General features: G+C 66.0%; 19 protein-coding genes and 1 tRNA gene. 6 read left to right on the forward strand and 14 right to left on the reverse strand.

Translation table 11 applies throughout. The features are described from left to right. Window positions 1-71: 71 nt before the first annotated feature. The 6 genes from O3669_RS03860 to O3669_RS03885 form a co-directional block, all read right to left on the reverse strand. On the reverse strand, window positions 72-959 hold the full coding sequence (locus O3669_RS03860) for a hypothetical protein (RefSeq protein ID WP_371523719.1): 888 nt from the start codon (window positions 957-959) through the stop codon (window positions 72-74). A gap of 42 nt (window positions 960-1,001) precedes the next feature. Next, a complete protein-coding gene (locus O3669_RS03865; RefSeq protein WP_371523720.1) occupies window positions 1,002-1,757 on the reverse strand; it encodes a hypothetical protein in 756 nt (251 codons plus the stop codon). 354 nt (window positions 1,758-2,111) lie between these two features. After that, the gene (locus tag O3669_RS03870; RefSeq protein WP_314768469.1) at window positions 2,112-2,462 is read right to left on the reverse strand and encodes a hypothetical protein; all 351 of its coding nucleotides are present in this window, start codon (window positions 2,460-2,462) and stop codon (window positions 2,112-2,114) included. A 10-nt stretch (window positions 2,463-2,472) separates the two neighbouring features. Then, the gene (locus O3669_RS03875) at window positions 2,473-3,366 is read right to left on the reverse strand and encodes a chlorite dismutase family protein (RefSeq protein ID WP_371523721.1); all 894 of its coding nucleotides are present in this window, start codon (window positions 3,364-3,366) and stop codon (window positions 2,473-2,475) included. Between the two features lie 161 nt (window positions 3,367-3,527). Continuing rightward, entirely contained in the window at window positions 3,528-4,178 is a 651-nt protein-coding gene (locus O3669_RS03880) for a DUF4232 domain-containing protein (RefSeq protein ID WP_295920687.1), read from the reverse strand. 168 nt (window positions 4,179-4,346) lie between these two features. Then, entirely contained in the window at window positions 4,347-5,849 is a 1,503-nt protein-coding gene (locus O3669_RS03885; protein ID WP_371523723.1) for an amino acid permease, read from the reverse strand. A gap of 347 nt (window positions 5,850-6,196) precedes the next feature. Between O3669_RS03885 and O3669_RS03890 the strand changes: the two genes are divergently transcribed. Next, window positions 6,197-6,883 carry an MgtC/SapB family protein gene (locus O3669_RS03890; RefSeq protein ID WP_295920685.1) on the forward strand — a complete coding sequence of 229 codons (687 nt, stop codon included), beginning with the start codon at window positions 6,197-6,199 and terminating at the stop codon, window positions 6,881-6,883. Window positions 6,884-7,571: 688 nt separating this feature from the next. On the opposite strand, the gene O3669_RS03895 is transcribed toward O3669_RS03890, so the two are convergent. The 4 genes from O3669_RS03895 to O3669_RS03910 form a co-directional block, all read right to left on the reverse strand. After that, window positions 7,572-9,077: a hypothetical protein gene (locus O3669_RS03895; protein ID WP_371523725.1), complete on the reverse strand. Its 1,506-nt coding sequence runs from the start codon at window positions 9,075-9,077 to the stop codon at window positions 7,572-7,574. 145 nt (window positions 9,078-9,222) lie between these two features. Beyond that, a tRNA-Met gene (locus O3669_RS03900) sits at window positions 9,223-9,299 on the reverse strand. A gap of 57 nt (window positions 9,300-9,356) precedes the next feature. Then, a complete protein-coding gene (locus O3669_RS03905) occupies window positions 9,357-9,926 on the reverse strand; it encodes a hypothetical protein (protein ID WP_371523726.1) in 570 nt (189 codons plus the stop codon). 152 nt (window positions 9,927-10,078) lie between these two features. Further along, window positions 10,079-13,126 (reverse strand): UPF0182 family protein, encoded by a 3,048-nt coding sequence (locus O3669_RS03910; RefSeq protein WP_371523727.1) that lies wholly within the window; start codon window positions 13,124-13,126, stop codon window positions 10,079-10,081. A 175-nt stretch (window positions 13,127-13,301) separates the two neighbouring features. On the opposite strand from O3669_RS03910, the gene O3669_RS03915 reads away from it, so the two are divergent. Next, entirely contained in the window at window positions 13,302-13,871 is a 570-nt protein-coding gene (locus tag O3669_RS03915) for a PPA1309 family protein (protein ID WP_295919544.1), read from the forward strand. Window positions 13,872-13,976: 105 nt separating this feature from the next. Here the strand turns inward: O3669_RS03915 and O3669_RS03920 are convergent, their stop codons facing one another. Further along, on the reverse strand, window positions 13,977-15,155 hold the full coding sequence (locus O3669_RS03920) for a PDZ domain-containing protein (RefSeq protein WP_371523728.1): 1,179 nt from the start codon (window positions 15,153-15,155) through the stop codon (window positions 13,977-13,979). Window positions 15,156-15,280: 125 nt separating this feature from the next. On the opposite strand from O3669_RS03920, the gene O3669_RS03925 reads away from it, so the two are divergent. Beyond that, on the forward strand, window positions 15,281-16,756 hold the full coding sequence (locus tag O3669_RS03925; RefSeq protein ID WP_371523730.1) for a zinc-dependent metalloprotease: 1,476 nt from the start codon (window positions 15,281-15,283) through the stop codon (window positions 16,754-16,756). 95 nt (window positions 16,757-16,851) lie between these two features. Continuing rightward, window positions 16,852-17,730, forward strand: coding sequence for a hypothetical protein (locus tag O3669_RS03930; RefSeq protein WP_295919557.1), 879 nt, complete (start codon window positions 16,852-16,854; stop codon window positions 17,728-17,730). Here the strand turns inward: O3669_RS03930 and O3669_RS03935 are convergent. Continuing rightward, on the reverse strand, window positions 17,727-19,739 hold the full coding sequence (locus O3669_RS03935; protein WP_371523731.1) for an ATP-dependent DNA helicase UvrD2: 2,013 nt from the start codon (window positions 19,737-19,739) through the stop codon (window positions 17,727-17,729). The genes O3669_RS03930 and O3669_RS03935 overlap by 4 nt on opposite strands. Before the next feature lie 25 nt (window positions 19,740-19,764). After that, window positions 19,765-20,700, reverse strand: coding sequence for an NAD(+) diphosphatase (gene nudC, locus O3669_RS03940; RefSeq protein WP_371523732.1), 936 nt, complete (start codon window positions 20,698-20,700; stop codon window positions 19,765-19,767). Between the two features lie 36 nt (window positions 20,701-20,736). On the opposite strand from nudC, the gene rph reads away from it, so the two are divergent. Both rph and rdgB read left to right on the forward strand, forming a co-directional pair. After that, entirely contained in the window at window positions 20,737-21,504 is a 768-nt protein-coding gene (gene rph, locus O3669_RS03945) for a ribonuclease PH (protein ID WP_314768451.1), read from the forward strand. Beyond that, window positions 21,501-22,115: an RdgB/HAM1 family non-canonical purine NTP pyrophosphatase gene (gene rdgB, locus O3669_RS03950; protein ID WP_371523733.1), complete on the forward strand. Its 615-nt coding sequence runs from the start codon at window positions 21,501-21,503 to the stop codon at window positions 22,113-22,115. The genes rph and rdgB overlap by 4 nt, the downstream gene beginning before the upstream one ends. A 425-nt stretch (window positions 22,116-22,540) precedes the next feature. On the opposite strand, the gene O3669_RS03955 is transcribed toward rdgB, so the two are convergent. Next, window positions 22,541-22,873 (reverse strand): hypothetical protein, encoded by a 333-nt coding sequence (locus O3669_RS03955; protein WP_314768448.1) that lies wholly within the window; start codon window positions 22,871-22,873, stop codon window positions 22,541-22,543. Between the last annotated feature and the right edge of the window lie 42 nt (window positions 22,874-22,915).

The following is a 22,915-nucleotide window of genomic DNA, read 5'->3' on the forward strand; positions in this document are numbered from 1 at the left end:
TATGAGTCGCGCATCACACGCTAAACCCGGGCCTCGTCGATGGATAAACGAGGCCGTGGCCAGGCAGGCGGTCACCGCCTCCGTCGAGACCACCGGTACCAGCCCAAGCCCTTCAGAGCGTCATCAACCGATTCCTCGGTGCCGAGACGGTCGAGCGCCTCCGGGTTCTTGTGGTAATACGCGAGCAGACTCTTGACGCGCGAGGGGACGATGCGCAGGTGGGCGAAGGAGATCGGGCATTCGACATCGTCGTCGGTCTTAATCAGCAGGGTCTTGCGCTGGCGATGAGCAATAACGGCAGGCTTCGCCGCCCACGGAATCGTGTAGCTCACGCCATCCTTACCGCACAGCATGACGACATTCTCGGTGAGCACGATGCACTCCTGCCGCGGGGACGAGAACAAGGAACGGCCAACCGCCCCCGCAAGCACGACGAGCGCGAAAGAGGTCGTAGCCCCTAGCCGCACCAACAAAGAGGACACCCCGACAAGCAACGAGAGCCCGTAGAGCACGAAACCCAGACCTGCGCACACGACGGTCACGATGCGCAAGACGGTCAAGCGCACGCTGGGCCGCACCGTCACACACCCATCAGGCGCCATGTCGAGCGTCACCAGCCCACGGGACCAGCCAGCATCCACCGCCGCACCGGCAACGAAGGTCGCGGCGAACATTATCGACGCCACAGCAAAGACCACGTCACGCGCGAGGACTCCCAGGGCTGCAAGGAAAACTCCCACAAGAATGCCAATGAAGGCACCGGCCCACGCCTCGCTCTGTCGCCGATCCGACGGGTACACCGTAAAGAACGTGCCATAGTTCGGCTTGGGTGGGGCCGGCTCGCCGCCAGAGAACGAGGCCGGGGCGCGCTGGCCTGCCTGGGCTTGCTCGGAGCCTCGGTGCACACCATCCTCAGGATCCGCAGACTTGCCGCCGAGCGGGGGTTCAAACTTGTTCACAACTCACCTTTCACAGCCCTCGCGTATCCGTCGCTGACACATTCATACTGTCCACCCGAGCGCCCGCCTCACATCGCGCACCGAGTCTGGTTGTCCGAGCCGCGCACGGGCTTGAGGATCGTCACAATAGTATCCAACCATCTTCTTGAGCTCAGGTTTCGACAGGGGAAGGACTATCAGGGAAGCGATTATTTCTCGACCTCCGCGATAGCGAATGAGAACCTCATCAACGCCGCGAACACCCGCAACGACAGGACGATCCTTCCAATAAAGAGAATGACAGATTCGGCGCGAATCACGGATAACCATTTTGCGCTTGGTTATCTCAATGCTCTCACCTTTGCCAGAGGCAAAACGCATCATTCCAGCTACTTGTCGATGACAGCTCAGCAAAGCCAGAGCGACGACGCGTCGATACAGTCCATCCTCCAGGTGAATGGCACACCATATCCACCCACTAGTAAACAGGGAAAGAAGGAAAGCGATCACGCCGTGCAGATAAACTCCCATGGCACTGAGCTCGATCCTGAGTTGCTGCCTACGATCATCATGGCTGATCGACAAAAATAGGCCACCCACATTATAGGCGAGAGGGAGTGACAGTCCGCTTAACACAACCATCAGAAGCAACAGTACACCGAGAGGCACCTTCCCCACATACAGTGCGACAACAGCACCGAATGCGACGAAGACCATAATTCCCATCGCCACCTTCTCGGAAAACGATACTCCTTCATCACGATCGGGAATGGCATAGAACCGCTGACTACGCTTCCTCTTGCGTGCTATCCAGCCCATGTCATGCGCTCACCTCGCTTGGACCAACTTTCGCAACAAATTCCGCGTCGCAACCATCACGCCCCCTAAGAGATCGAGCAACGGACAGCCCCGAAGAACGGGGCCCTTAACAGTACTCGACATGTGCCCACAGGGCGTTCGACCAACAGCCGCATGACGAAAAAAGCAGGCATCATGTCGATCGTCATCCCACAGAAGGTTCAGCAGCACTGACACTGCCACTCTCAGCTGCACCAGCTGCAAGCATGTCTAGTACTCCGATCGCAGTGAGCAGATGAAGGCTCCCCGGCCTCGTAGTCGAGACCGGGGACCACTGGCGTGCTGGCACTGCGGCGCCGCGTTGCATCGCGTGCGTCAGGAGGGGATGACCTCCGTAGCGCTGACCTGGAGGATGCCGGACAGCCCGTCGATGTACTGCTTGATCTTCTTGCGGTTACGGCCGTCCTGCATGAGGTTGGGCAGGCCCTTGGTGGCGCAAGTGACCTCGACAATGACGCCGGTCTCGGAGGGGATAAAGCCGACGACGATGTTCTCACCGTAGGAGGTGAAGCTGGTGGGGGTGTCGAAAGTGATGAATCGGGCGTTCACGTCCGCGCTCGTCAGGACTGCCTTCGGAACCATCGGGACGGCCGCCATGGCCGCCTGGAACACCTGCTCGTACGGCAGCGCGTACTGGAATGCCTGCTTGCTTTCTTTCCAACCCATCAGTGTCTCCTTATGAACGCGGTTGATGTGTCGCCCACTGCGCCAGGGTGACGCGTGGGCCTGTGAAGAAGGGGGTGTCCTCACGCACGTACGGGCGCGCTTCGCTGTAGCGCTGGGCGTGTGTCACTCCTTCGAGCCGGTCCAGATTATCAGCTTCGATAGCGATAACGTACTCGTAATCCGACAACGCGAACGCGCAGAGCACGGATACGTCCACGTCCGGCTGCACGCCGAAACCGCGTCGACCGTAGTCGGCTACGATGCGCGAGCGCTCCCCCGGCTCGATGAGATACCAGTCGTGGATGCCCACGAGGGGGAATACAGTCGCCCAGTCGCGCGCGTCGGCACCGAGGAAGCAGGCGGGAACGTGCCCGTGGAGGAATTCGGCGGGTTGGTGAACGCCCATGCAGCTCCAGACGGGTGTCAGGTGGCGTCCGAGGGACGACGCGCGCAGGCGGTGATATGCGTCTTGGAGCGTCGCCGGGTCTTCGTTGAGGAGCCAAACCATGAGGTCCGCGTTGGCCCGGAATCCTCCCAGGTCATACCATCCTCGGATCTGGGCGCCAGAATCTGAGACGTAGCCGAGGGATTCGTCGACGATCCGTTCGCGTTCTTCTTCGTCACGAGGCATCGGCGCGCTGAGCGCGAACACGCAGTAGAGCGCGTAGCTGGGGACGCCCTCCCCTGACCCACCGTCGGGCGCGCCCGCGCACAGCGGCTGGGTGCCAAAGCTTCTGACCGCAGGTGTGCCTCCTCCGAGCGGTGCGGGGTGGGCGCGGGGGCCCGCTGGCCGATTGGACGAGGCCGTCGGGTAGCCTGCGCCGGCGCGGGCAGGCGACGAGGCCGTGGCGGGCTGAGGGGCTGTCGGGTACGCGCCAGTGGGATGGGGATACGGCGTGAACATTAGTGCCTCCTGACGTGTTGTCACCCCCATTTTAGGATGTGTCAGGACACATTTTGTGACGTTTGGTCAGCGATTTTGTGCTTGTGTTGAGGCTATACGGGTGGGCGCCGAAGCGGTCGCAACCGCCTCGGCGCCCACCGTGACAAATATTGCCAGGTCGCTCAGCCCATGGGTTCGAAGGGACTCACCGCGACGGAGGGCATCTCCTCGCACACACGCAGCGACAGCTGCAGGCTGGTCGAACCCGAGCCGTTGGTATTCATGATGTCGACATGGTCGGCAGACACGGGCGTGCATCCCGGGACGCCGTCGACGGCCTCGGCGGTGAGCTTCACGCCGATGCGCCCACCCGCGGCAACCGTGTACACGTTGCCCGGATCCTCGCCGTCGCGCGCAGCCTCGGACACGGTGGCACCGTTGGAGGCGAACACAACCGTCGGGAAGCCGCCGATCCAGCACGCGGGCCCCTCGTTCGTGAAGGACATATCCACGTAGGTGGTGCCGCCGATCTCCTGGTTGCTCGCGATGGCGGGCTGGAGGTTGTTCAGGTCGCACTGCGCCTCGTTGTCGGCGGTGTCGACCTCGGGTGCCTGGTTACCCCGGTCGACCGAGCCGCTTTGGACCATGTCGCCACTCTGGGCGTCCATGCCACTCTGGGCGGGCTGACCACTTGAGGCTGCGGACGCGCTGGGCGTCGCGGGAGCGGACGTGGTACCCGACTGGGGCTGAGCACCGTTCGGCGAACATGCGCTCGCTCCCAAGACGAGGGCGGTCAGTGCGGTCACGGCAAAGAGGCGTCGCGTGTTGATCATGCACCCATCCTATGAAAACCAGCGGCACCGCTCCCCCGCCACGCCGGTCGTCACCAAGTGGTGACAAGCCGCGCACCGCGCCAGACGAGCGGGGCCGCCCCGGCCTCGTCAATACCCGGAATCATCCCGGGCAGGCGAGCGACCAGAGCGGCCCCGACCCCAGCTCCCCTATTCGGAAACCGGTTCGATCTCGACGGGCGCGACGTCCATCTCGGCGAGCGGAACCATGCGATCCTTGCGGGCATGGTGGTAGCCCCACCACACGACGCCGAAGAGCGGCAGGCCAATGTAGGAGGAGGCAACCTCCCAGACCTGGCCGTGAATGACCGCCTCGTAGTTCTGCCCCGCCATGACCACCAGGCACATGATGAATGCGATGATCGGCCCGGCCGGGAAGAACGGCGAGCGATACGGCAGGTCCTCCAGGCGATACCCCTGCAGCAGGTAGGCGCTGCGGAAGCGAATGTGGCTCACCGCGATACCCAGCCACATGATGATGCCCGAAATGCCGACAATGTTGACCAGCCAAATGTAGGCGTCATTAAAGACGAGCTGCGTCATGAAACCAAACGCCGCCGTCACCGTCGTCACGGCCATCGCGTAGCCGGGCACGCCACCCTTCGTGACCTTCGCGAAGATCGCGGGCGCCTGGTGCTTGAGGGCCATCGAGTGCAGCATGCGCGAGGCCGCGTACAGGCCCGAGTTACCCGCCGACAGAATCGACGTCAGGATGACGGCGTTCATGACGGCCGCCGCCGCGCCGATGCCCATGCGCGCGAAGACAAGCGTGAAGGGCGACTGCGCGACAGCCTCCGTGCTCTCTTCGGCGGCGCTCAGCAGGCTCGGATCCGTGTACGGCAGCAGCGTGCCGATGACCGCGATCGCACCGATGTAGAAGAACATGATGCGCCAGAACACCGTGCGGATCGAGCGCGGCACGTCGCGCTGGGGGTTCTCGGACTCGCCGGCGGCCACACCCACGAGCTCGGTGCCCTGGAAGGAGAAGCCAGCGATCATGAATACCGCGATGACGCCGACGAAACCATTGTGGAAGGGGGCGTCCCCGATCGACCAATTCGACAGGCCCGGCGAGTTCATGCCCATCACCCCGGCGATCATGAACACGCCCGAGATCACGAACACGACGACGATCACGACTTTAATGGCGGCCAGCCAGAACTCTGCCTCACCGTAGACCCGCGCCGACAGCGCGTTGAGCCCGACGACGATCACCAGGAAGGCCACCGCCCATATCCACGAGGGCACAGATGGGAACCAATACGCCATGACCAAGCCCGAGGCCACCAGGTCCGCGGCGACCGTCACCGCCCAGTTGAACCAATAGTTCCACCCCATCGCAAAGCCGAAGGAGGGGGAAATGAACTTCGTGGCGAAGGTCTGGAAGGAGCCCGCGACCGGCTGGTGCGCACTCATCTCACCCAGGGACTGCATGAGGAGCAGCACCATCAGGCCGATCGCCGCGTACGCGAGAAGCGCGCCGCCCGGGCCGGCGTTGGCGACCGTGGCACCCGAGGCCAGGAACAGGCCGGTGCCAATCGCGCCGCCAATGGCGATCATCTGCATGTGGCGCGACGCCAGGCCACGCTTCAACTGTGTGTCGGAGCGCTGCTGCACATCGCTGGCGATGTCATCGGGAGTGGGAGTATCCATCAAGAGGTTCCTCATCTGTCGATCGTGAGTCCCATACTAACCCCAAATTCTTGTGTCGAGATTGGGACGTTCTTTCCTCGATCTTTAACGAGGCCGTGGTTGCTTCACGCTCGCCGCACCGTTTGAGGACGACACGCAGGTCGACCCTTTCAACACTTTCGGGGCAATCTGCCGCAGTTGTGCCCGTGCTCGGCTTGTCGCTCTCCGATGCTCGATCAGGCGGACACAGCCACCCCCAACCCGGTGAGCAACGAGCGAAAGATGCCACGGCCTCGTGTGGTCCACACGCCTCCGCAATTCCTGGTCGCTAGACTAAAATTCTCCCTACGCCTACGAAGGAAGACACCATGACGCACCAACTCGTCAGCATCGGGTGGATGCTGCTCGCTCTCGTCCTGTCGGCCTCCATCGGCCTCGAACGGCAGATCCGGGGAAAGAGCGCCGGTATTCGCACCCAGGCCATCGTGGGCCTGACAGCGTGCCTCATGATGCTCATTTCCAAGTACGGCTTCTCCGACATCCTTATCGATGGCATTACCCGCTACGACCCCTCGCGTGTGGCCTCCCAGATCGTCTCCGGCATCGGTTTCCTGGGCGCGGGCATCATCTTGACCCGCCACGGCGCGATTCGCGGCCTGACGACCGCCGCAACCATCTGGGAGACCGCGGCTATCGGAATGGCGTGCGGCGCGGGCCTATGGTGGCTCGCAATGGCTGGCACCGTCCTGCACTTCATCGTCATCGGCCTGCTCACCCCGCTGGTCCAGTTCATCCTCATGCGCACCAACGGGCACACGATCACGCTGACGGTCCACTACACGCCCGGACACGGAGTCCTGTCCACCTTGCTCACACAGGTCGGCGCTCTGGGTTGGACGGTGTCGGGCGTGTCCACGCACACCGATCGCAACACCTCCACCGCCCGGTTTACCGCTGCGACGCGCCAGGACCTGTCGCGCTCGCTTCTGGTGACCACCCTCGCCGACCTCGACGGCGTCGCTGGCGTCGACATCACCGAAGACGACGACGAGTAAGCGCGCTGCGGGCCCGGACGCTCACGCGCGGCCTCATCGGCCCGACGGGGTGCCCGGACCCCTTCACTGCACACGTGAACCCCACGACTGCGCAGGTTAACCCCTTGGGTGGGTGCTTGGGCCCTTGGATGCGCAGGTTAACCCCTTGGGTGGCAGTGTGGGCGGGGTTGCCCATGCTCCACCTGTAGGGCCCAGCTGCGCATCAAGGGGTTAACGCTGCCAGGTCTCCGGGGGTGGTTCCGTTATCGGCCCCGTTGCCAGCGTCGGCCTCGCCGGCGAAAGTGTGACGAGGCCTGGGCCACTTTGTGCGTGTGTGCGCGACTAGTGCGTGGCGGCCCCGTTGCCAGCGTCGGCCTCGCCGGCGAAAGTGTGACGAGGCCTGGGCCACTTTGTGCGTGTGTGCGCGACTAGTGCGTGGCGGGCGTTCGTTGCCAGCGTCGGCCTCGTCCTCGCGCGCGTGCGTGCGTGCTTGCCGGCATGGCTCGCGGGATAGGTGGCGTGATCGGCCCGATGGGGGAGTACTTGGGCCCTTGGATGCGCAGGTTAACCCCTTGGGTGGCAGTGTGGGCGGGGTTGCCCATACTCCACCTGTCGGGTCCAGCCGCGCAGGAACGGGTAAGGGCTACCAGTAAAGGGGCCCGCGGCTTGTGCCGCGGACCCCTTTACTGAGCGTTAGTCAGCCGAAGGCTCACACCTGAGGACTGTAGGGGTTCTGAGGCTGCTCGCCCGTCTGCCCCTGCTGGTTCTGCTGACTCTGAGCCGTCTGCCCGAACGGCTGCTGACCGTACTGGGGCTGACCGGCCTGCTGGGTCGGGTACCCCTGCTGGGGCTGAGCACCAAACTGACCCTGCTGGGTCGGGTAGGCCTGCTGGCCCTGGAAGCCCTGCGGCGCGGAGTAGCCCTGCTGGGGCTGAGCACCAAACTGACCCTGCTGGGTCGGGTAAGCCTGCTGGCCCTGGAAGCCCTGCTGACCCTGCTGCCCCATCTGGTTGAGCAGGGCAGGCGTCGTATCCAGAGGGGCGACATTACCCTGCTTAAGCTCGAGAAGCAGAATGACACCGGCAGCGCCAAGACAGAGCCCGAAGAAGGAGAACATGTAGAAGCCCATCAGCATGTAATCGAAGTCCCCGACCTTACTGACGAAGTAGAGCGTCTCGATCAACGTCATGAGCGCGAGGAGAACCGAGCCCGCACCCACCGAGATGAAGGCCCACTTCTGGTTCGTCAGCCAGTAGGCGACGCCCAGGCCGACGTTAATGAGCAGCAGCAGCAGGAAGGTAACCGGGAACCAACTCTCTAGGCCGAGGAGCGAGTACGTCCTCCAAACGCCATCAACGTAGGGAAGAATCATCGAGATCAAGAGGAACAGCGATGCTGCCGCAATACCGATCAGAGAATAGGTCGCGCGAACGGAACGGCCACTCACCTTGCCGGTCTGTGCGACTACCGCGTTCTGGAACTGGCTAAATGCCGAGTTTGCGGCAGCGCCAAGCTGCTGGGCGGCAACACCAAGCTGCTGGCCAGCAGACTGGCCGGGCTGAGCCTGCTGTCCAGGCTGGCCGTACTGGGGCTGGCCGTACTGGGGCTGGCCGGGCTGAGCCTGCTGGCCATACTGGGGCTGGCCGAACTGCGCACCCTGCTGGCCGTACTGGGGCTGGCCGGGCTGAGCCTGCTGGCCGTACTGGGGCTGACCGAACTGTGCACCCTGCTGGCCGTACTGGGGCTGGCCGGGCTGAGCCTGCTGGCCGTACTGGGGCTGACCGAACTGCGCACCCTGAGTGGATGCGGTCGACTCACCCTGCGCGGGCGCAGCCTGCTCGGGCTGAGCAGCAACGGGGTTGGCGATGCTTTCGTCGCGAGCGGCCTCGTTGATAGAGTGCTCGAGATCCTCGTCCGACGGCGCTGCGTCCACGGGGGCCTGCACGACAGGCTGCTCAGGCTCGGCCGCGGGCTGCTCGGATGTGGATTCCTCGGCGACAACCTCGACAGGGTCTGCCTGCGCGGCGGGGGGCTGAGCGGGAACGACGCCCTGGTCGGCGAGCCACTGCTTCAGGGCAGGGTACAACGCCGGATGGGTCGCAACGTAGGGTCGCAGATCCTCGCGCGCGGCAGTAATGTCTGCGAGGTCCTGCGGGCTCAGCGCGGGATTGCTCATGTCAGCAGCAGTGAGCTGCGACGGATCGATGGTGCTCATCTGTATTCCTCTCGCACCCGAAAGTGCACTTCCTGATGGCGAACAACCAATTGTATCGTGTGACGCACACGCCTGGTCAAGACGTTCACAGGGCGGGACGCGAGGGAAACAAAAGACCCGGCCCCTTACGGGACCGGGTCTGTGGTGGTAGCGGGGACAGGATTTGAACCTGCGACCTCCGGGTTATGAGCCCGGCGAGCTACCGAACTGCTCCACCCCGCGTCGGTGGTTAAAAGCTTACCACTAGGGTCAAGACAGGTCAAACAAAGCGGCCGTGAGCTACCTCTCCCAACGGAACTCGTTCTCGGTTGATCGACGGTTATTGGCCACAAGGAGCCACATCGCGACGCCGATGCCGACCCAGGTCACGACCCACATGAAAAAGACCCGTACCTCCATTACGCGCTGCTCGTATGCGACCTCGTTGCCCGACAGGTCCGGGAGCGGAGGAACCATCAGGTCGTACCAATGCCCGCCGTGAGCAACCGCGAGGATGGGATCGGCGACGAAGGCCGTAACCACGAGGATGCCGGCGGCGGCAAGACGACATCGGTTGCGTCCCTTGACCAGAGCTAGAGCCGTCAACACGATCAGCAGGACATCAAAGGCAGCCCAGAACCAGAAGTGCCCCGACGCAAATCTCTCCAGATAGAGGTGTAATCGCACGAAGTCGTCCGGGATGAAGCGTTCAGCCAGGTGAATACTCCACGCGACCAGCAGGATCACCAGCCCCAGGCGCGTTCCTCGCGACAGCGGCATACGCGCGGCGCCAGCGTATCCGGTCCCTGCAGCTTCCACGGCGGGTTCTCCTCCGGGGCTGTCCTGGTGTCGAGGCTGCGTCGCACTCATGTTCTCTCCTTCCCGCCTACCGGCTCCTACACCCATAGCATACGGAACATACAACGCGTCACGTTCACTCCTTCCCTGCGTGCAGATGCAGCGCGCCCGGCCTGCAACCCACGAGGATGCCAGGCCGGGCGCGTGGAGCACGCAGCGAGAGGCTATGAGCCACTCTGCGCGTCAGCCGATGCTGACGGCGCTGGCGCCGCGTCCGTAGCTGACGGACTCGGGCTAGGCGCGGGCACGGCACCAGAAGAAGCACCGCCCAGCGCGGTCTGCGCCGCCTCGGCGCGGTTCAGCGCATCGTGCAGGCGGTTCTGGGCCTCACCGTATGCCGTCCAGTCGCCCTTGCTCATCGCGGCGTCCGCATCGCGCAGCGCCTGACCCGCGTCGGACACGGCCTGGCTCAGCTGCGCGGACGGGTCACCCGAGACGGAGGCACCGGACTGTCCCCCGCTGTCGCCAGCCGGTGTTGAAGGCCTGGTCGTCGCGGCCGTCCCGTCGTCTGCGACGAGCTGGCGCAGGGACTCCTCGAGGGTGGGCGCGAAGCCGACCTTGTCGCCGAAAGCCGTCAGGACGGAGCGCAGCACGGGGTAGGACGCGGATCCGGTGCCCTGGACATAGACGGGCTGGACGTAGAGCAGGCCGCCACCCACGGGCAGGGTCAGCAGGTTGCCTCGGATGACGGTCGAGTCAGCCTGGTTGAGCAGGTTCAGCTGGGTGGCGATCTTCTCGTCGGAGTCGTACTTGTTCTGGACCTGGCCGGGGCCGGGCACGGTCGTCGACGAGGGCAGGGCCAGCAGGCGGAGCTTGCCGTAGCCCTCGCGCACCTCGCCGGGGGTGTTCCCCGTCTCGGAATCGACCGCGAGGAAGCCAGCCATGGCCTCGCGACGGCCCTCACCGCCGCCACCGGGCACGAACACGGAGGTCAGCGAGAACTCGGCGCTCTCCTGGCCGGGCATCTGCATGGTCAGGTAGTACGGGGGCTGGAGCGAGGTCGGGGCGGACACGCGGTTGCCGTTGGCGTCGGTGCGCTGGGCGGCGGAGGCGGACGCGTCCCCGTAGGTGGAGGTTTCCTCGGCCAGGCGCCAGCGGTCGCCGCCCGAGTAGAAGCCAGCCGCGTCGGTGACGTGGTAGGTAGCCAGCAGGTTGCGCTGGACCTTGAACATGTCCTCTGGGTAGCGCAGGTGGCTCATGAGGTCGCCGGAGATGGCGGACATGGGCTCGACGCTGCCGGGGTAGATCTTTTCCCAGGTGCGCAGGATCGGGTCCTGGTCGTCCCAACGGAACAGGCGCACAGAGCCGTCGTAGGCGTCGACGACGGCCTTGACGGAGTTACGCATGTAGTTGATCTTGTTGTTCTGGACGTACTGGCCCACCTGCGTGGACTGGGAGTCCACGGTCGCGTCCGAGAGGGACTCGTGCTGGGAGTAGGGGTAGTTGTTCGTGGTCGTGTAGGCGTCGACCACCCACACCAGGCGCTTGGGGGTCGAGGCGTCCCCGTCCATGTCGACGACCGCCGGGTAGGCGGACTGCTCGAGCGTCAGGTAGGGGGCGACCTTGGACACGCGCTGGAGTGGGTCGCGGTCGTAGAGGATTTGCGAGGCCTCGTTGGTCTGGGAGGAGAAGAACAGGTCGGTGGACCCGAACTTGATGGCGTACAGGAGCTTGTTCCACGTGTTACCCACGGAGGGGCCGCCGTTGCCGGTGAAGGTCGTGGAGACCTGGCCGCCGACCGCGGTGTCATCCGGGTAGTCGAGTTCCTGGGGTGCCGCCCCCTCGGGGGCGCCGACGATGGAGTACGTGGGCGAGCCGGGGCTAAAGTAGACGCGCTCCTCGTAGTCACCCATTTCGCCCACCGACGGCACGGACTGCTCCCAGTAGGAGGGCAGGCCGTCGCTGGTCAGCTGGTTGCCGTAGGCGGCGACCGCACCGAAGCCGTGCGTGTAGACGGTGTGCTGGTTGACCCAGGTCTGCTGCTCGGCGGACAGGCCGGACAGGTTGAGTTCGCGCACGGAGATGACAGTGTCGCGGCGCTCGCCGCCCACGTCGTAGCGGTCGACCTTCATGCCGGAGTTGAAGCCGTAGTACAGGCGGGACTGCTGGAGCTGCTGGACGGTCTTCGTGATGACCTTGGGGTCGAGGAGGCGCACCTGGGAGGTCAGGGCCTCGTTGTCGAACTGGCCGGCCGAGGCCGTGGTGGCCGCGTCGTAGTTGGTCTGGTAGTCGACGTCGTCGAGGCCGTAGGCGGCCAGGGTTGCGTCGATGTTGCGCTGGATGTAGGGCGATTCGAGGGTGCGCTGGTTGGGGCGCACGCGGAACTGCTCGATGAGCGCGGGGTATGCCCCACCCAGGATCAGGGCCGCGATGACGGTGACGGCGACGCCCGTGACGGGCAGGCGCCAGGTGCCGCGGAACGCAGCGACGACGAAGAGGGCGGCGACCAGGAAGGAGATGACCGCCAGGATCGAGTGGGCGGGCAGGGTCGCGTTGATGTCAGAGTACATGGCGCCGTGGATGGAGCCCGTATCCGAGGTGAGCAGTTCGTAGCGGCCCAGCCAGTAGTTGATGCCGATGAAGACGGACAGCGTGGCTGCCATCAGGCCGGTCTGCAGGCGCGCGTGCTTGGAGGCGTGGGGGCGCGGAGCCAGTCGGATCGTCCCGTAGAGGTAGTTGACCACGAGGGCGGCGGCCAGGCCGATGCCGGTGACCGCCATCAGGAAGGAGACGAGCACCTTGATCGCGGGCAGAACGAAGACGAAGAAGGAGATGTCCAGGCCGAACTGGGGGTCGACCTGGTCGAAGGAGGAAGCGTTGAGGAACTGCAGCAGGGTGCGCCATTCGGTGGCCAGGCGAGCGCCGTTCGTGAAGCCGAAGAAGAGCGCGACGGCCCAGAAGGCGAAGCGCCGCACGGGTTCGAGTGCTTCCTGATAGGCGCGCAGCGAGGCGGAGGCCTGCCCGCGCGTGGAGGAGGCGCGGTGGCGATAGGCGTAGGCCATGGAGAAGTACAACAGGCCGGTCGCAACCACCATGCCGACCGCGAAGAGGCCGATGTGAGCCCCCCACTGGGTCAAGATGACGCGGGTGGCGCTCATCTGGCGGAACCACAGGATCTCCGTCCAGACGATGGAGGCACCGTAGATGACGCCGATGATGGCGATGAGCGCGGTAACCGTGATCGCGCCGGGGCCGGGCTTGCGCAGCTTCACCTCGACGTGTGGCGTTCGCGGCCCTCGTGGTCGGCGCGGCTCATCGGATCCGAAGACCGAAAATGGGAAGCTCACAGCAATCCTCTCTGTTAAACCGAAAGCTAGGTCCCAGTCTACCGGCGGGCACGTTGTTCTTCGTTGCTGTCTTGTCCGCTCTCCGTGAGATTATGGGGTTATGACTGTTGAGATGATGCCGAGTGCGCGACAGATCGCGCTGGCCAACGTAGTTGTTGATATTGAGAAGGGTGCCGCCCGGGTTGGGTGGGACCACGCGCCTTCCATTTACGCGCTGGTTCCCACGGCGATGCTGCTCGCCGATCCGAATCTGCCGTCCGACATCGCCGATCAGCTCCGAAGCGGGTGGGACGGCTCGGAGGATCACCTGAGTGCCATCATTCAGGAGGATCTGGACACTGACGACGTGGAGCAAGTTCTCGCCCACCTCGCCTGGCCCGAGGCCGTCCCGGGCGCCGCGATCACCGTCGAACGCATCGTGGTTCCCCCGGAGGTGGAGGACGAGGCCCCCGAGGACCCGGAGGAGGCCCTGGAGTTCATTTCCAATCACCCCTCGCGCACGGACGTGCGCCTGGCGGTGGGTGTCATGCGTACCGGCGAGTCCTGGTGCGCGCTGCGCACGCGCCCCTTCGACTCCGACGACAAGGTCGGGCAGGGCTCCGCGCTGGTCCCCGCCCTCGTTGAGGCACTGCGCGCGTCCCTCGAGCCGGTGACGGAGGAGGAAGCCTGAGAGCATAGAGGAGGCCCCGGCCTCGTCCGGACCAGATGGACGAGGCCGGGGCCCTTGTGCACCCACCTGACGAAAGCCGGTGGGCGGGCTTGAGAGCGCCCCGCGCTACTGGCAGGTCGGCAAGGTTGCGCCGTTGCCTTCCGCGATCGTGGCGACGGCGGTGGCGGCTTCGGACAGGTTGGAGACCTTCACGACGCGCAGACCGTCGGGGACATGCCCGACGACTTCGGAGCAGTTGTCGGAGGGGGCCAGGAACCACTGGGCGCCGTCGTCGTGGGCGCCCCACATCTTTTGCTGGATGCCGCCGATGGGGCCGACCTGGCCGTCGAAGGACATCGTGCCGGTGCCGGCGATGGCGTTGCCGCCGGTCATGTCGCCGGGGGTGAGGCGGTCGATGATGCCCAGGGAGAACATCATGCCGGCGCTGGGGCCGCCGACGCCGTCGAGGTTGAAGGAGATGTCAACGGGCAGCTCCGGGGTGACGGACAGGTAGATGCCGAGCTTGGACCCGCTTTCGGTGGCGGAGGCGGCGATGGAGTCGAAGGAGACGTCGCGCACCACGCCGTCGCGCTCGATGGTGAGGGTCATGTGGCTTCCGGCGGGCACCGTGCGCATGAGTGTGAAGGGCAGTGAGGCGTGGGTGATCTCGTGGCGCGTACCGTCGGGCGTTGTGATCGCTTGGAGGATGTCGCCCTGCTGGACGATGCCGTCCGCGTTGGAGCCCTCCGTGGCGCCTTCGATCGTGACGGTCGCGGGGACGTCCCAGCCGAGGTATTCGAGGGCGGCGACCTGAGAGGTGGTCTGCGAGTTGCGCATCATGGCGGACTGGGCATCGCTGATTTCGTTGTACGTGGTCCCCGAGGGGTAGACCGATTCGTAGTCGACGATCTTGGAGTGAGAGTCGAAGTAGGCCATGAGCAGCTGGGCGAAGTTCAGGCGATTGCCGGGCCCACCCGATTCGGAGACGGTGACCATGCGCAGCTGGCCCTGGCCGGGCTTCGCCTTGGCGGTGACTGACGCCGATTGGGCGTCGTCGAGCTGGACCTCCTCCCCCGTCGTGGGGTCAGTGCCTTCGATGGCAATCATCGGTTCGCCGTTGGCGGAACCCAGCACGTTGAAGGTTGGGCCGGGGCTGGAGACCACGAAGGGGACGGGCACCCACAGGAGGATGACCGCCATTGCAAGCATCGCCAGGAATGCTGTGATGATCCTCCATCTGCGCATGGGGCTCTCGCGGTCAGCCTCCTCATGCAGGTCGGGCTCGCCGTCAATTCTCGAGGTCATCTCAGTTTCCTTCACCGTGCTATTGTGTCGCACCAGCGTGGGCAGCGCACGCCCGCCCTTATGCTCTCAGCGTTTTCGCAGGGTTTTGTCAGCCCGATTCAACGCCTGCCAGCTAGTCTGTGGCCATGAATGACAATGAGTCTGGCACCCCCTTTGAGGATTTTCTGCGCTCTCTCCTGGGAGACGAGGCCGCCGCCGAGGCAGCCCGTGCCCTTGAGGCCCAGGGCTTCGACCCCGCCAACCTGCCCCCGGAGTTTTCGGATCCGGCGCGCATGAAGGCGGCGCTGGGACAGTTCCAGTTCCTGATGAACACGACGGCTGGCCCGGTGAATTGGCGGGTCGTGGAGGATAGCGCGAAGCAGGCGGCATACGTCAGCGGCGACCCCTCCCCCACGGCGACCGAGGCTGAGGCGGCGCGTCAAGCGATGACAATTGCGGACCTGTGGCTCGACGCCGTCACTGATTTCGCATCCGGGCCGGTGACGCGCGACGTGTGGAGCAAGGTCGCCTGGGTCGAGCACACGATCCCCACGTGGAAGCGCATCTGTGAGCCCGTGGCGCTGAACGTGTCGCGCGCCCTGTCGGGGGCGTTGTCCGAGCAGTTCGGTGAGGGTGCCGAGAGCGACGTTGCCCTGCCGGACGGGATGGCGGCCATGCTCGGCAAGACGCAGGAGATGATGCCGCGTCTGTCGGCGATGATGTTCTCCGCGCAGCTGGCCCGCGCGCTGGGCGCTTTGGCCGGGGAGTCCTTCGGCACTTTCGACACGGGCATTCCCCTGTCGGATACCTCGCACGCGGCTCTGCTGCCCCACAACGTCGCGCAGTTCGCCGACGGCTTGGATGCTCCTTTCGAGGAGGTGCGCCAGTTCCTGGCGGTGCGTGAGGCCGCCCATCGGCGCTTGTTTGCCTCGGTTCCGTGGCTGGAGGGCGATCTGGTGCGCGCGGTCGAGCGCTACGCCTCCCAGATCGCAATCGACACGGAGGCGATTGCGCAGGCAGCGCGCTCGGTGGATCCCTCGGATCCGCAGTCCGTGGAGTCGGCGCTCAGCGGCGGCGTGTTCGCGCTGTCGACCACGCCGGATCAGCGCCGAGCGCTGACACGCCTGGAGACGATGTTGGCCCTCATCGAGGGGTGGGTCGAGGTCGTCACGGCCCGCGCGACGCTGCCCTATCTGCCCCACGCGGACGCGCTGCGCGAGATGATGCGTCGCCGCCGCGCGTCGGGCGGCCCGGCAGAGGAGATTCTGGGCTCCCTGATGGGCCTCAAGATGCGTCCGCGCCAGGCGCGCGGCGCCGCCGAGATCTTCACGCTCGTGGAGGCGGACGGCGGTCGCGACGCCCGCGAGGCGCTGTGGTCGCACCCGGATATGGTGCCCTCGGACACCGAGCTGGCCACGCCTGACACGTTCCTGACGCTACGCCGGGCGGCGGCCGAGGAGGACGCGGATATTGACGCCGCGCTCAATTCACTGCTTGATGGCACGCTCGGCTGGGCAGAGGGTCTGGAGCCCGGGGACGAGGCCGGGGCAGGGTCGGACGCGTCGGCTCCGAAGGCTCTCGGCTCGGAGGACGACGACACAGACACGCGCGAATCGGAATGATCTGACAAGTTATCCACAGATTTTTCAAAACGCTGCGCAGTGAACCTACACGGGTTCATGATGATCTCAACAGGCATGAAACAAAGGAGATCATCATGAACCTGGCACCCCACACTGCGATCCTGTGGCGCGGCCCCGGCGCCGTGCGAATCGGCGGCGACCGCTCCCGTTACGTGTTGCTCGATGACCTGCATGCAGGCGACCAAATCTGGCTGAGCAACCAGGCGCGCTCACCTCGCTCCCCCGAGCCCACCACGGCCTCGCCCGAGCTCATCGCGGCGCTGCGCCGCGCGCACCTGATCGACCAGGAGGACAGGCGCGCCCCGCTGCGCATGGGGGTCCTCGGTGCCGTTCCCGCCGCCGCGCTCGCGCTGCGAGCCCTGGCCGATACGCTCCTTCTCTCGCTCGCGGTCGACGCCGACCAGCTCGTGGACAAAGACTGGGACCGCGTCTTCGGCGGCTCCTTCACCGGAACGCCGCGCGACCGTGCGATTCGGCGCGAGCTTGCGCCCCTCATTGCCCTGCCGTCCCTCCACTATCAAGGAGACGTCGACATGGCGCTCGTGTGCGCCGACCGCGTCGTCGATCCCGGCGTTCCCTTCGAGCTGACGATCCACGACACGCCGCACCTCATCGTGACCCGCGGCGAACACTCCTACGAGGTCGGGCCCTTCGTCATTCCCGGCATCACCCCGTGCTACCAGTGCGCCGAGCACGCACGCGCCCAGGAGGACCCTTTCCACCTCACACACCTGCGCGAGCTCACCGACTGGCCGCTGGGGACCCTGCCGATGCTGGCCCACTACGCCGCTGCTCTGCGCGTGGCGCGCCTGATCCGCGACTTCGCGTCGGGTGCGCTGACGACGCAGCTGTGCACCGAAGTCGCAACGATTGACGAGGACGGGACGATCACCGTGGAACGCACCGCCCCCGCGCCCGAGTGCGTGTGCGGGATCACCGGGCTGGCCTGCTAGGCTCCCTCGTCGACGACGACCTCCTCGCCGCGGACCAGCGCCAACACGGGGGCCGCGAAGCGCTGCACCTTGACGTCGCCGATGCCGCGAATGACGCGCAGCTGCGTCGTGTTCTTCGGCATCGCCACGGCAATGTCACGCAGCGTCTGATCCGTGAAAACAGCAAACGGGGGCACGCCCGCCTGGCGCGCGACCTCCAATCGCCAGGCCTTGAGGCGCCCAAACAGCTCGATCGCCTGGGGCGAAGCCTCCTCCTCGAACGCCTTGTTCGCCGCTCGGGTGGAGGGGCGCCCCTTCTTTTTCGGAGCGCCAACGGGGCGTTCATCCGGCCAAATTCCGTCGAGCAGGCGGCTCCGCTTCCGTTTACCCCGCCCATCGGCTCCCCGCGAGCGCGCCCAGGACAGGGTCAGCAGGTCGCGGGCTCGCGTGACGGCGACGTAGAGCAGGCGGCGCTCCTCCTCGCGTGCCGCGGGGGTCTTCGCGTAGGAAATGGGCAGGAGACCCTCGGAGAGGCCGACCAGGAAGACGGCGTCCCATTCGAGACCCTTGGCGGCGTGGATCGTGGCCAGCTCGACGCCGGCCTTGTCGGGTTCGACCTGGTAGGCGATCCTCTCGTCGAGCTCGGCGACGAAGCCCGCGAGCGTGGCGGCCTTCGAATCGTCGGCCCACCCGACGATGGCGTTCATGTTCGACCAGCGTTCCGATCCCGCCTGACCCGAGGGGGCCTCGGGCGACCAGCCGACGCCGGAGAGCACGTCGCGCACGACCTCGCCGAGCGCACCCTCTTCCGAGGCCGCCGCTGCGGTGCGCAGGCGCGAGATCGCGGTACGCACGTCGTCGCGGGCGAAGAAAGGCTTGCCTGCGGCGACGGCGACGGGGATGCCCCGGTGCCCCAACGCCTCCTCGAACACCTGGGATTGGCCGTTCGTGCGCATCAGGACGGCGATGTTGTGGGGCTGGACGCCCCCGGCGATCAGGTCGGCGATCTGCGCGGCGACGCCCTGGGCCTCAGCATGGTCGTCCTCGTAGGTCCAGTAGCCGACGTGGGGTCCCCCGTCGCGCTGGCTGGACAGACGCACCGTGCCTTCTCGCTGGGTGGCGCGGGACAGCACATCGTTGGCCAGGGTGACGATCTGCGGGGTCGAGCGGTAGTCGCGGGTCAGCTCGATGACGCGGGCACCCGGGTGCTTGCGCCCAAAGCCGGTCAGGTAGTCCGGGGAGGCGCCCGTGAAGGAGTAGATGGTCTGCGCGACGTCGCCGACGACGCACACGTCGTGGCGCCCACCCAGCCACAGGTCGAGGAGGCGCGCCTGGAGGAGGTTGACGTCCTGGAACTCGTCGACCACGAAGGAGCGATACTGCTTGCGCACGATGGAGGCGACGTCGGCGCGCTCTTGGAGCATGCCGCACAGGTAGATGAGGATGTCCTCGAAGTCGATGACGCCGCGCTCGTTTTTCGCGTCCTCGTACACGTCGAGGAGGCGGGCCATGTCGGCCGCGTCCAGCCCGGCCGGGACGTCGCGGTGTAGGCGCGCCACGCGCGAGGCGTAGTGTGCCGAATCGATCATGGAGACCTTGGCCCACTCGACCTCGGCGGCGATGTCGCGCACGTTCGTGCGGTCGATCGTGATGCCCAGGCGCGCTGCGGAGGCGGCGACCAGGGACGCCTTGTGCGGGACGATGTCGGGCAGGGGGCCGCCCACGACGGTGGGCCAGAAGTGGCGCAGCTGGCGAAGCGCCGCGGAGTGGAAGGTGCGCGCCTGGGCCTTGGGGACGCCAAGTTGGGCCAGGCGGTGGCGCATCTCGAAGGCCGCGCGCTGCGTGAACGTCACGGCCAGCACGTTGGAGGGGTCGAAAGCCCCCACGGCCGCACCGTAGGCGATGCGATAGGTGATTGCCCGTGTCTTACCCGTTCCGGCGCCGGCGAGGACGGCGAGTGGCCCGGCGACCTGCGTGGCGACGGATCGCTGGTCGGGGTCTAGGGCGTCAAGCAATTCCTCGGGGCTCATGCGCCCATTGTCGCATCGCCTGCCCTCAGTTGCGTCCCGTGCCCGCAGGCCCGCTGGGCAGCTCGGCGCCGTACCATTCCCGAAGAAGCGCGTAGGCGATGGAGGCTCGTCCCGGCGCGCTGATCTCGCCCGATTCCAGCGCGCGCGTGAGCTCGGCTCGGCTGTAGAAGCGCGTCCACTCGATCTCGACGCCGTCGGCCTGCGGGGTCGGCCGCGCGTGGACGGTGCGCGCGCGGTATCCCATCATCTGGGAGCGCCCGAAAGGCCACGGCTGGGTGGCCACGTAGGTCGGCGCCTCGATCTCGACGCCCGCCTCCTCGGCGACCTCGCGGGCAACCGTCACGTCCGGGGACTCCCCGGCCTCGACGTACCCGGCGATGATCGAGACGAAGCCCGGCTTCCACGCGGCGTTATGCGCCAGCAGCACGCGCCCGTCGTGATCCTCGACCAGGACGATGACCGCGGGGTCCTGGCGAGGGTACTCGAGGCGGTCGCAGGCCTGACAGCGCGCCGCCCAGCCGCCCGATTCCAGGCGCACGGCAGAGGCGCAGCGCCCACAGAACCGGTAGTCGCGATGCCAGCCCGCCAGCGCGACCGCGGTCAAGGCCACGGCGGCCTCGTCCCCCGTCAGCTGCCACCCCACCGCACGCAGGTGCTCCCAACGGCCCTCCACCTGCTCGCGGCTCGCCTCGAGCGCGACGACAGCTCGGCCGCGGGCCACCCCGATGAACGAGGCCTGGGCACCGTCGAGCACTCGCGTGACCTCGCCCGCACCGAAGCGTCGCAGGGCGGGAGTATCCGAGGAGGGCGCCACGGCCTCGTCCAGGAGGACGAAGCCGGCGGGATCGACGACGATGGCATCAGCCTCGCCAGTGCGCACGAGCGCGACGGGGGCCACTGACTCACGCATCGCGACCGCGGGATCGACGTGACCGCGAACGAGAGGTAGATCAAGACTCATAACTCCACGGTAACGCGGTGGGCTACCCTAGGCACTATGACAACTACAGTTTCGCGTGCCGATGGGCGCACCCCCTCCCAGCTTCGTCCCGTCTCCATCACCCGCGGTTGGTCGGGTACCGGCGAGGGCTCGGTCCTCATCGAATTTGGCAACACCCGCGTCCTGTGCGTGGCTTCTTTCACCGAGGGCGTGCCCCGTTGGAAGCGCGACTCGGGCGAGGGCTGGGTGACCGGCGAGTACTCGATGCTCCCGCGCGCCACCGAGCAGCGCTCCTCGCGCGAATCCGTCAAGGGCAAGGTCGGCGGACGCACCCAGGAAATCTCGCGTCTCATCGGCCGCTCCCTGCGCGGCATCGTCGACGTGACCGCGCTCGGCGAGAACACGATCGTCCTGGACTGCGACGTTCTGCGCGCCGACGGCGGCACCCGCACCGCGGCGATCACGGGCGCCTACGTGGCCCTCGCCGACGCGGTGAGCTGGGCCAAGGAGCAGGGTATCCTCAAGCCCTCCGCGAAGGTCCTCACCGACTCGATCTCCGCGATCTCCGTGGGCGTCATCGACGGCACCCCCATGCTGGACCTGCCCTACGTTGAGGACGTGCGCGCTCAGACCGACATGAACGTCGTGCAGACGGGCGATGGCCGTTTCATCGAGGTGCAGGGCACCGCCGAGCACGCGCCTTTCAACCGCGACGAGCTGAACGAACTGCTGGACCTGGCGACCCTTGGTAACGCCCAGCTGGCGGCGGCCCAGAAGCTCGCGCTCGAGGCTCCCCTCATGGAGCGCGTCGAGGTGGCCCCGTGAGCGCGCGCCTGATCTTCGCGACCTCCAACGCGCACAAGGTCGAAGAGCTCGAGGCCATCCTGGCCCCCGCGTGGGAGGGCTTCGAGGCCGGATGCGTGGCGCGCATGAGCGACTTCGACGTGGCTTCCCCGGTCGAGGACGGGGTGACATTCGAGGAGAACTCGCTCATCAAGGCCCGCGCCCTGGCTCGCGCCACCGGCCTGGCTGCCATCGCCGACGACTCCGGTATCACGGTGGATGTGCTGGGCGGAGCGCCCGGCATCTTCTCCGCGCGCTGGGCTGGCTCCCACGGGGATGACGCAGCCAACCTGCGGCTGCTCCTCGAGCAGCTGTCGGACGTGCCCGACCGCCACCGCGGCGCTGCCTTCGTCTCGGCGGCCGTCCTGGTGACCCCCGATGGGCGCGAGTTCGTCCAGCGAGGCGAAGTGCGCGGCACCCTGACACGCTCCCCGCGCGGCGAGGGCGGGTTCGGCTACGACCCGATTTTCGTCCCCGACGGATTCGAGATCACGACCGCGCAGATGAGCCCTGAGGAGAAGAACGCGATCAGCCACCGCGGCATCGCCTTCCGCGCACTCATGCCCCACATCGTGGACTACCTGCGCGGCTGAGCACCACACACAAATGTGCCGGGCACCCGAGGGTGTCCGGCACGTGTGTAGTGCGCCCGAGGGCGCTCCTTCAGCGGGCGACGAGGTTCCCGAAGAAGGTACGGTCCATCGAGAACTGCAGGGGGTTGCGCTGTTGGCACGACCTACCGTGATGGGCCAGACGACGAAGGAGTGATGCGACAAAACGAGACATGATGTGCTCCTCTTTGAGTACGGGCGATGGATCTGTCACCGCGTCGCGTCTATGATCTCGCAGTTTCGCGGTATTCTCCATCGATTCTTTCTAATTGACGGGTGAAGTCTGCCTTACGGACTTTCCCTTGACGTACCTTGATGAACCGTTGACTCTCGCGAGTGGATCGCCTTAATTTATGTGGCGTCCAATAGTCAACAACGGGGCCAACCCGAACCAATGCGACGACGCCTCAGCGTGCGCGCGCCAGGCGGGAGCGCCGAGGCAGGTACCGGCGCACGTCGAAGAAGCGCAGGACCTGCATGATGCGACGCGCCAGGCGGTCGCGCACGCGCCAGATCATGGTGCATCCAACCCCGATGAAGATGGCGTTGGTGAGGAAGGAGGGCCAGGCCCCGGTGGAGGCACAGGCCATGGCCAGCAGGATGCAGCTGGAGACGTTCAGGGAGTGGTAGCGCAGGGAATCGGGGGCGAAGCGCTTGGAGGAGACGAGGTAGTAGGCGGCGATGGAGGCGGCGGCGCCAATCCATCCGAGGATAACAATTGCCAGGTGCGAGATGGTCATGGCTAGAATTATTCCCCCTCAGCTAGTCAAGCACAATTGAAT

It is taken from the genome of Pauljensenia sp. 20925_1_34, assembly GCF_041432775.1.
Lineage (GTDB): Bacteria > Actinomycetota > Actinomycetes > Actinomycetales > Actinomycetaceae > Pauljensenia.

Bases quoted from the DNA above. Each gene is read 5' to 3' on its own strand.
- O3669_RS03895 (WP_371523725.1), bottom strand. From the start codon at position 9,077: ATGAGCACCATCGATCCGTCGCAGCTCACTGCTGCTGACATGAGCAAT.
- O3669_RS03955 (WP_314768448.1), bottom strand. From the start codon at position 22,873: ATGACCATCTCGCACCTGGCAATTGTTATCCTCGGATGGATTGGCGCC.
- O3669_RS03915 (WP_295919544.1), top strand. From the start codon at position 13,302: ATGACTGTTGAGATGATGCCGAGTGCGCGACAGATCGCGCTGGCCAAC.
- O3669_RS03885 (WP_371523723.1), bottom strand. From the start codon at position 5,849: ATGGATACTCCCACTCCCGATGACATCGCCAGCGATGTGCAGCAGCGC.
- O3669_RS03920 (WP_371523728.1), bottom strand. From the start codon at position 15,155: ATGACCTCGAGAATTGACGGCGAGCCCGACCTGCATGAGGAGGCTGAC.
- rph (WP_314768451.1), top strand. From the start codon at position 20,737: ATGACAACTACAGTTTCGCGTGCCGATGGGCGCACCCCCTCCCAGCTT.
- O3669_RS03930 (WP_295919557.1), top strand. From the start codon at position 16,852: ATGAACCTGGCACCCCACACTGCGATCCTGTGGCGCGGCCCCGGCGCC.
- O3669_RS03880 (WP_295920687.1), bottom strand. From the start codon at position 4,178: ATGATCAACACGCGACGCCTCTTTGCCGTGACCGCACTGACCGCCCTC.
- O3669_RS03925 (WP_371523730.1), top strand. From the start codon at position 15,281: ATGAATGACAATGAGTCTGGCACCCCCTTTGAGGATTTTCTGCGCTCT.
- O3669_RS03875 (WP_371523721.1), bottom strand. From the start codon at position 3,366: ATGTTCACGCCGTATCCCCATCCCACTGGCGCGTACCCGACAGCCCCT.
- nudC (WP_371523732.1), bottom strand. From the start codon at position 20,700: ATGAGTCTTGATCTACCTCTCGTTCGCGGTCACGTCGATCCCGCGGTC.
- O3669_RS03935 (WP_371523731.1), bottom strand. From the start codon at position 19,739: ATGAGCCCCGAGGAATTGCTTGACGCCCTAGACCCCGACCAGCGATCC.
- O3669_RS03905 (WP_371523726.1), bottom strand. From the start codon at position 9,926: ATGAGTGCGACGCAGCCTCGACACCAGGACAGCCCCGGAGGAGAACCC.
- O3669_RS03890 (WP_295920685.1), top strand. From the start codon at position 6,197: ATGACGCACCAACTCGTCAGCATCGGGTGGATGCTGCTCGCTCTCGTC.
- O3669_RS03870 (WP_314768469.1), bottom strand. From the start codon at position 2,462: ATGGGTTGGAAAGAAAGCAAGCAGGCATTCCAGTACGCGCTGCCGTAC.
- O3669_RS03865 (WP_371523720.1), bottom strand. From the start codon at position 1,757: ATGGGCTGGATAGCACGCAAGAGGAAGCGTAGTCAGCGGTTCTATGCC.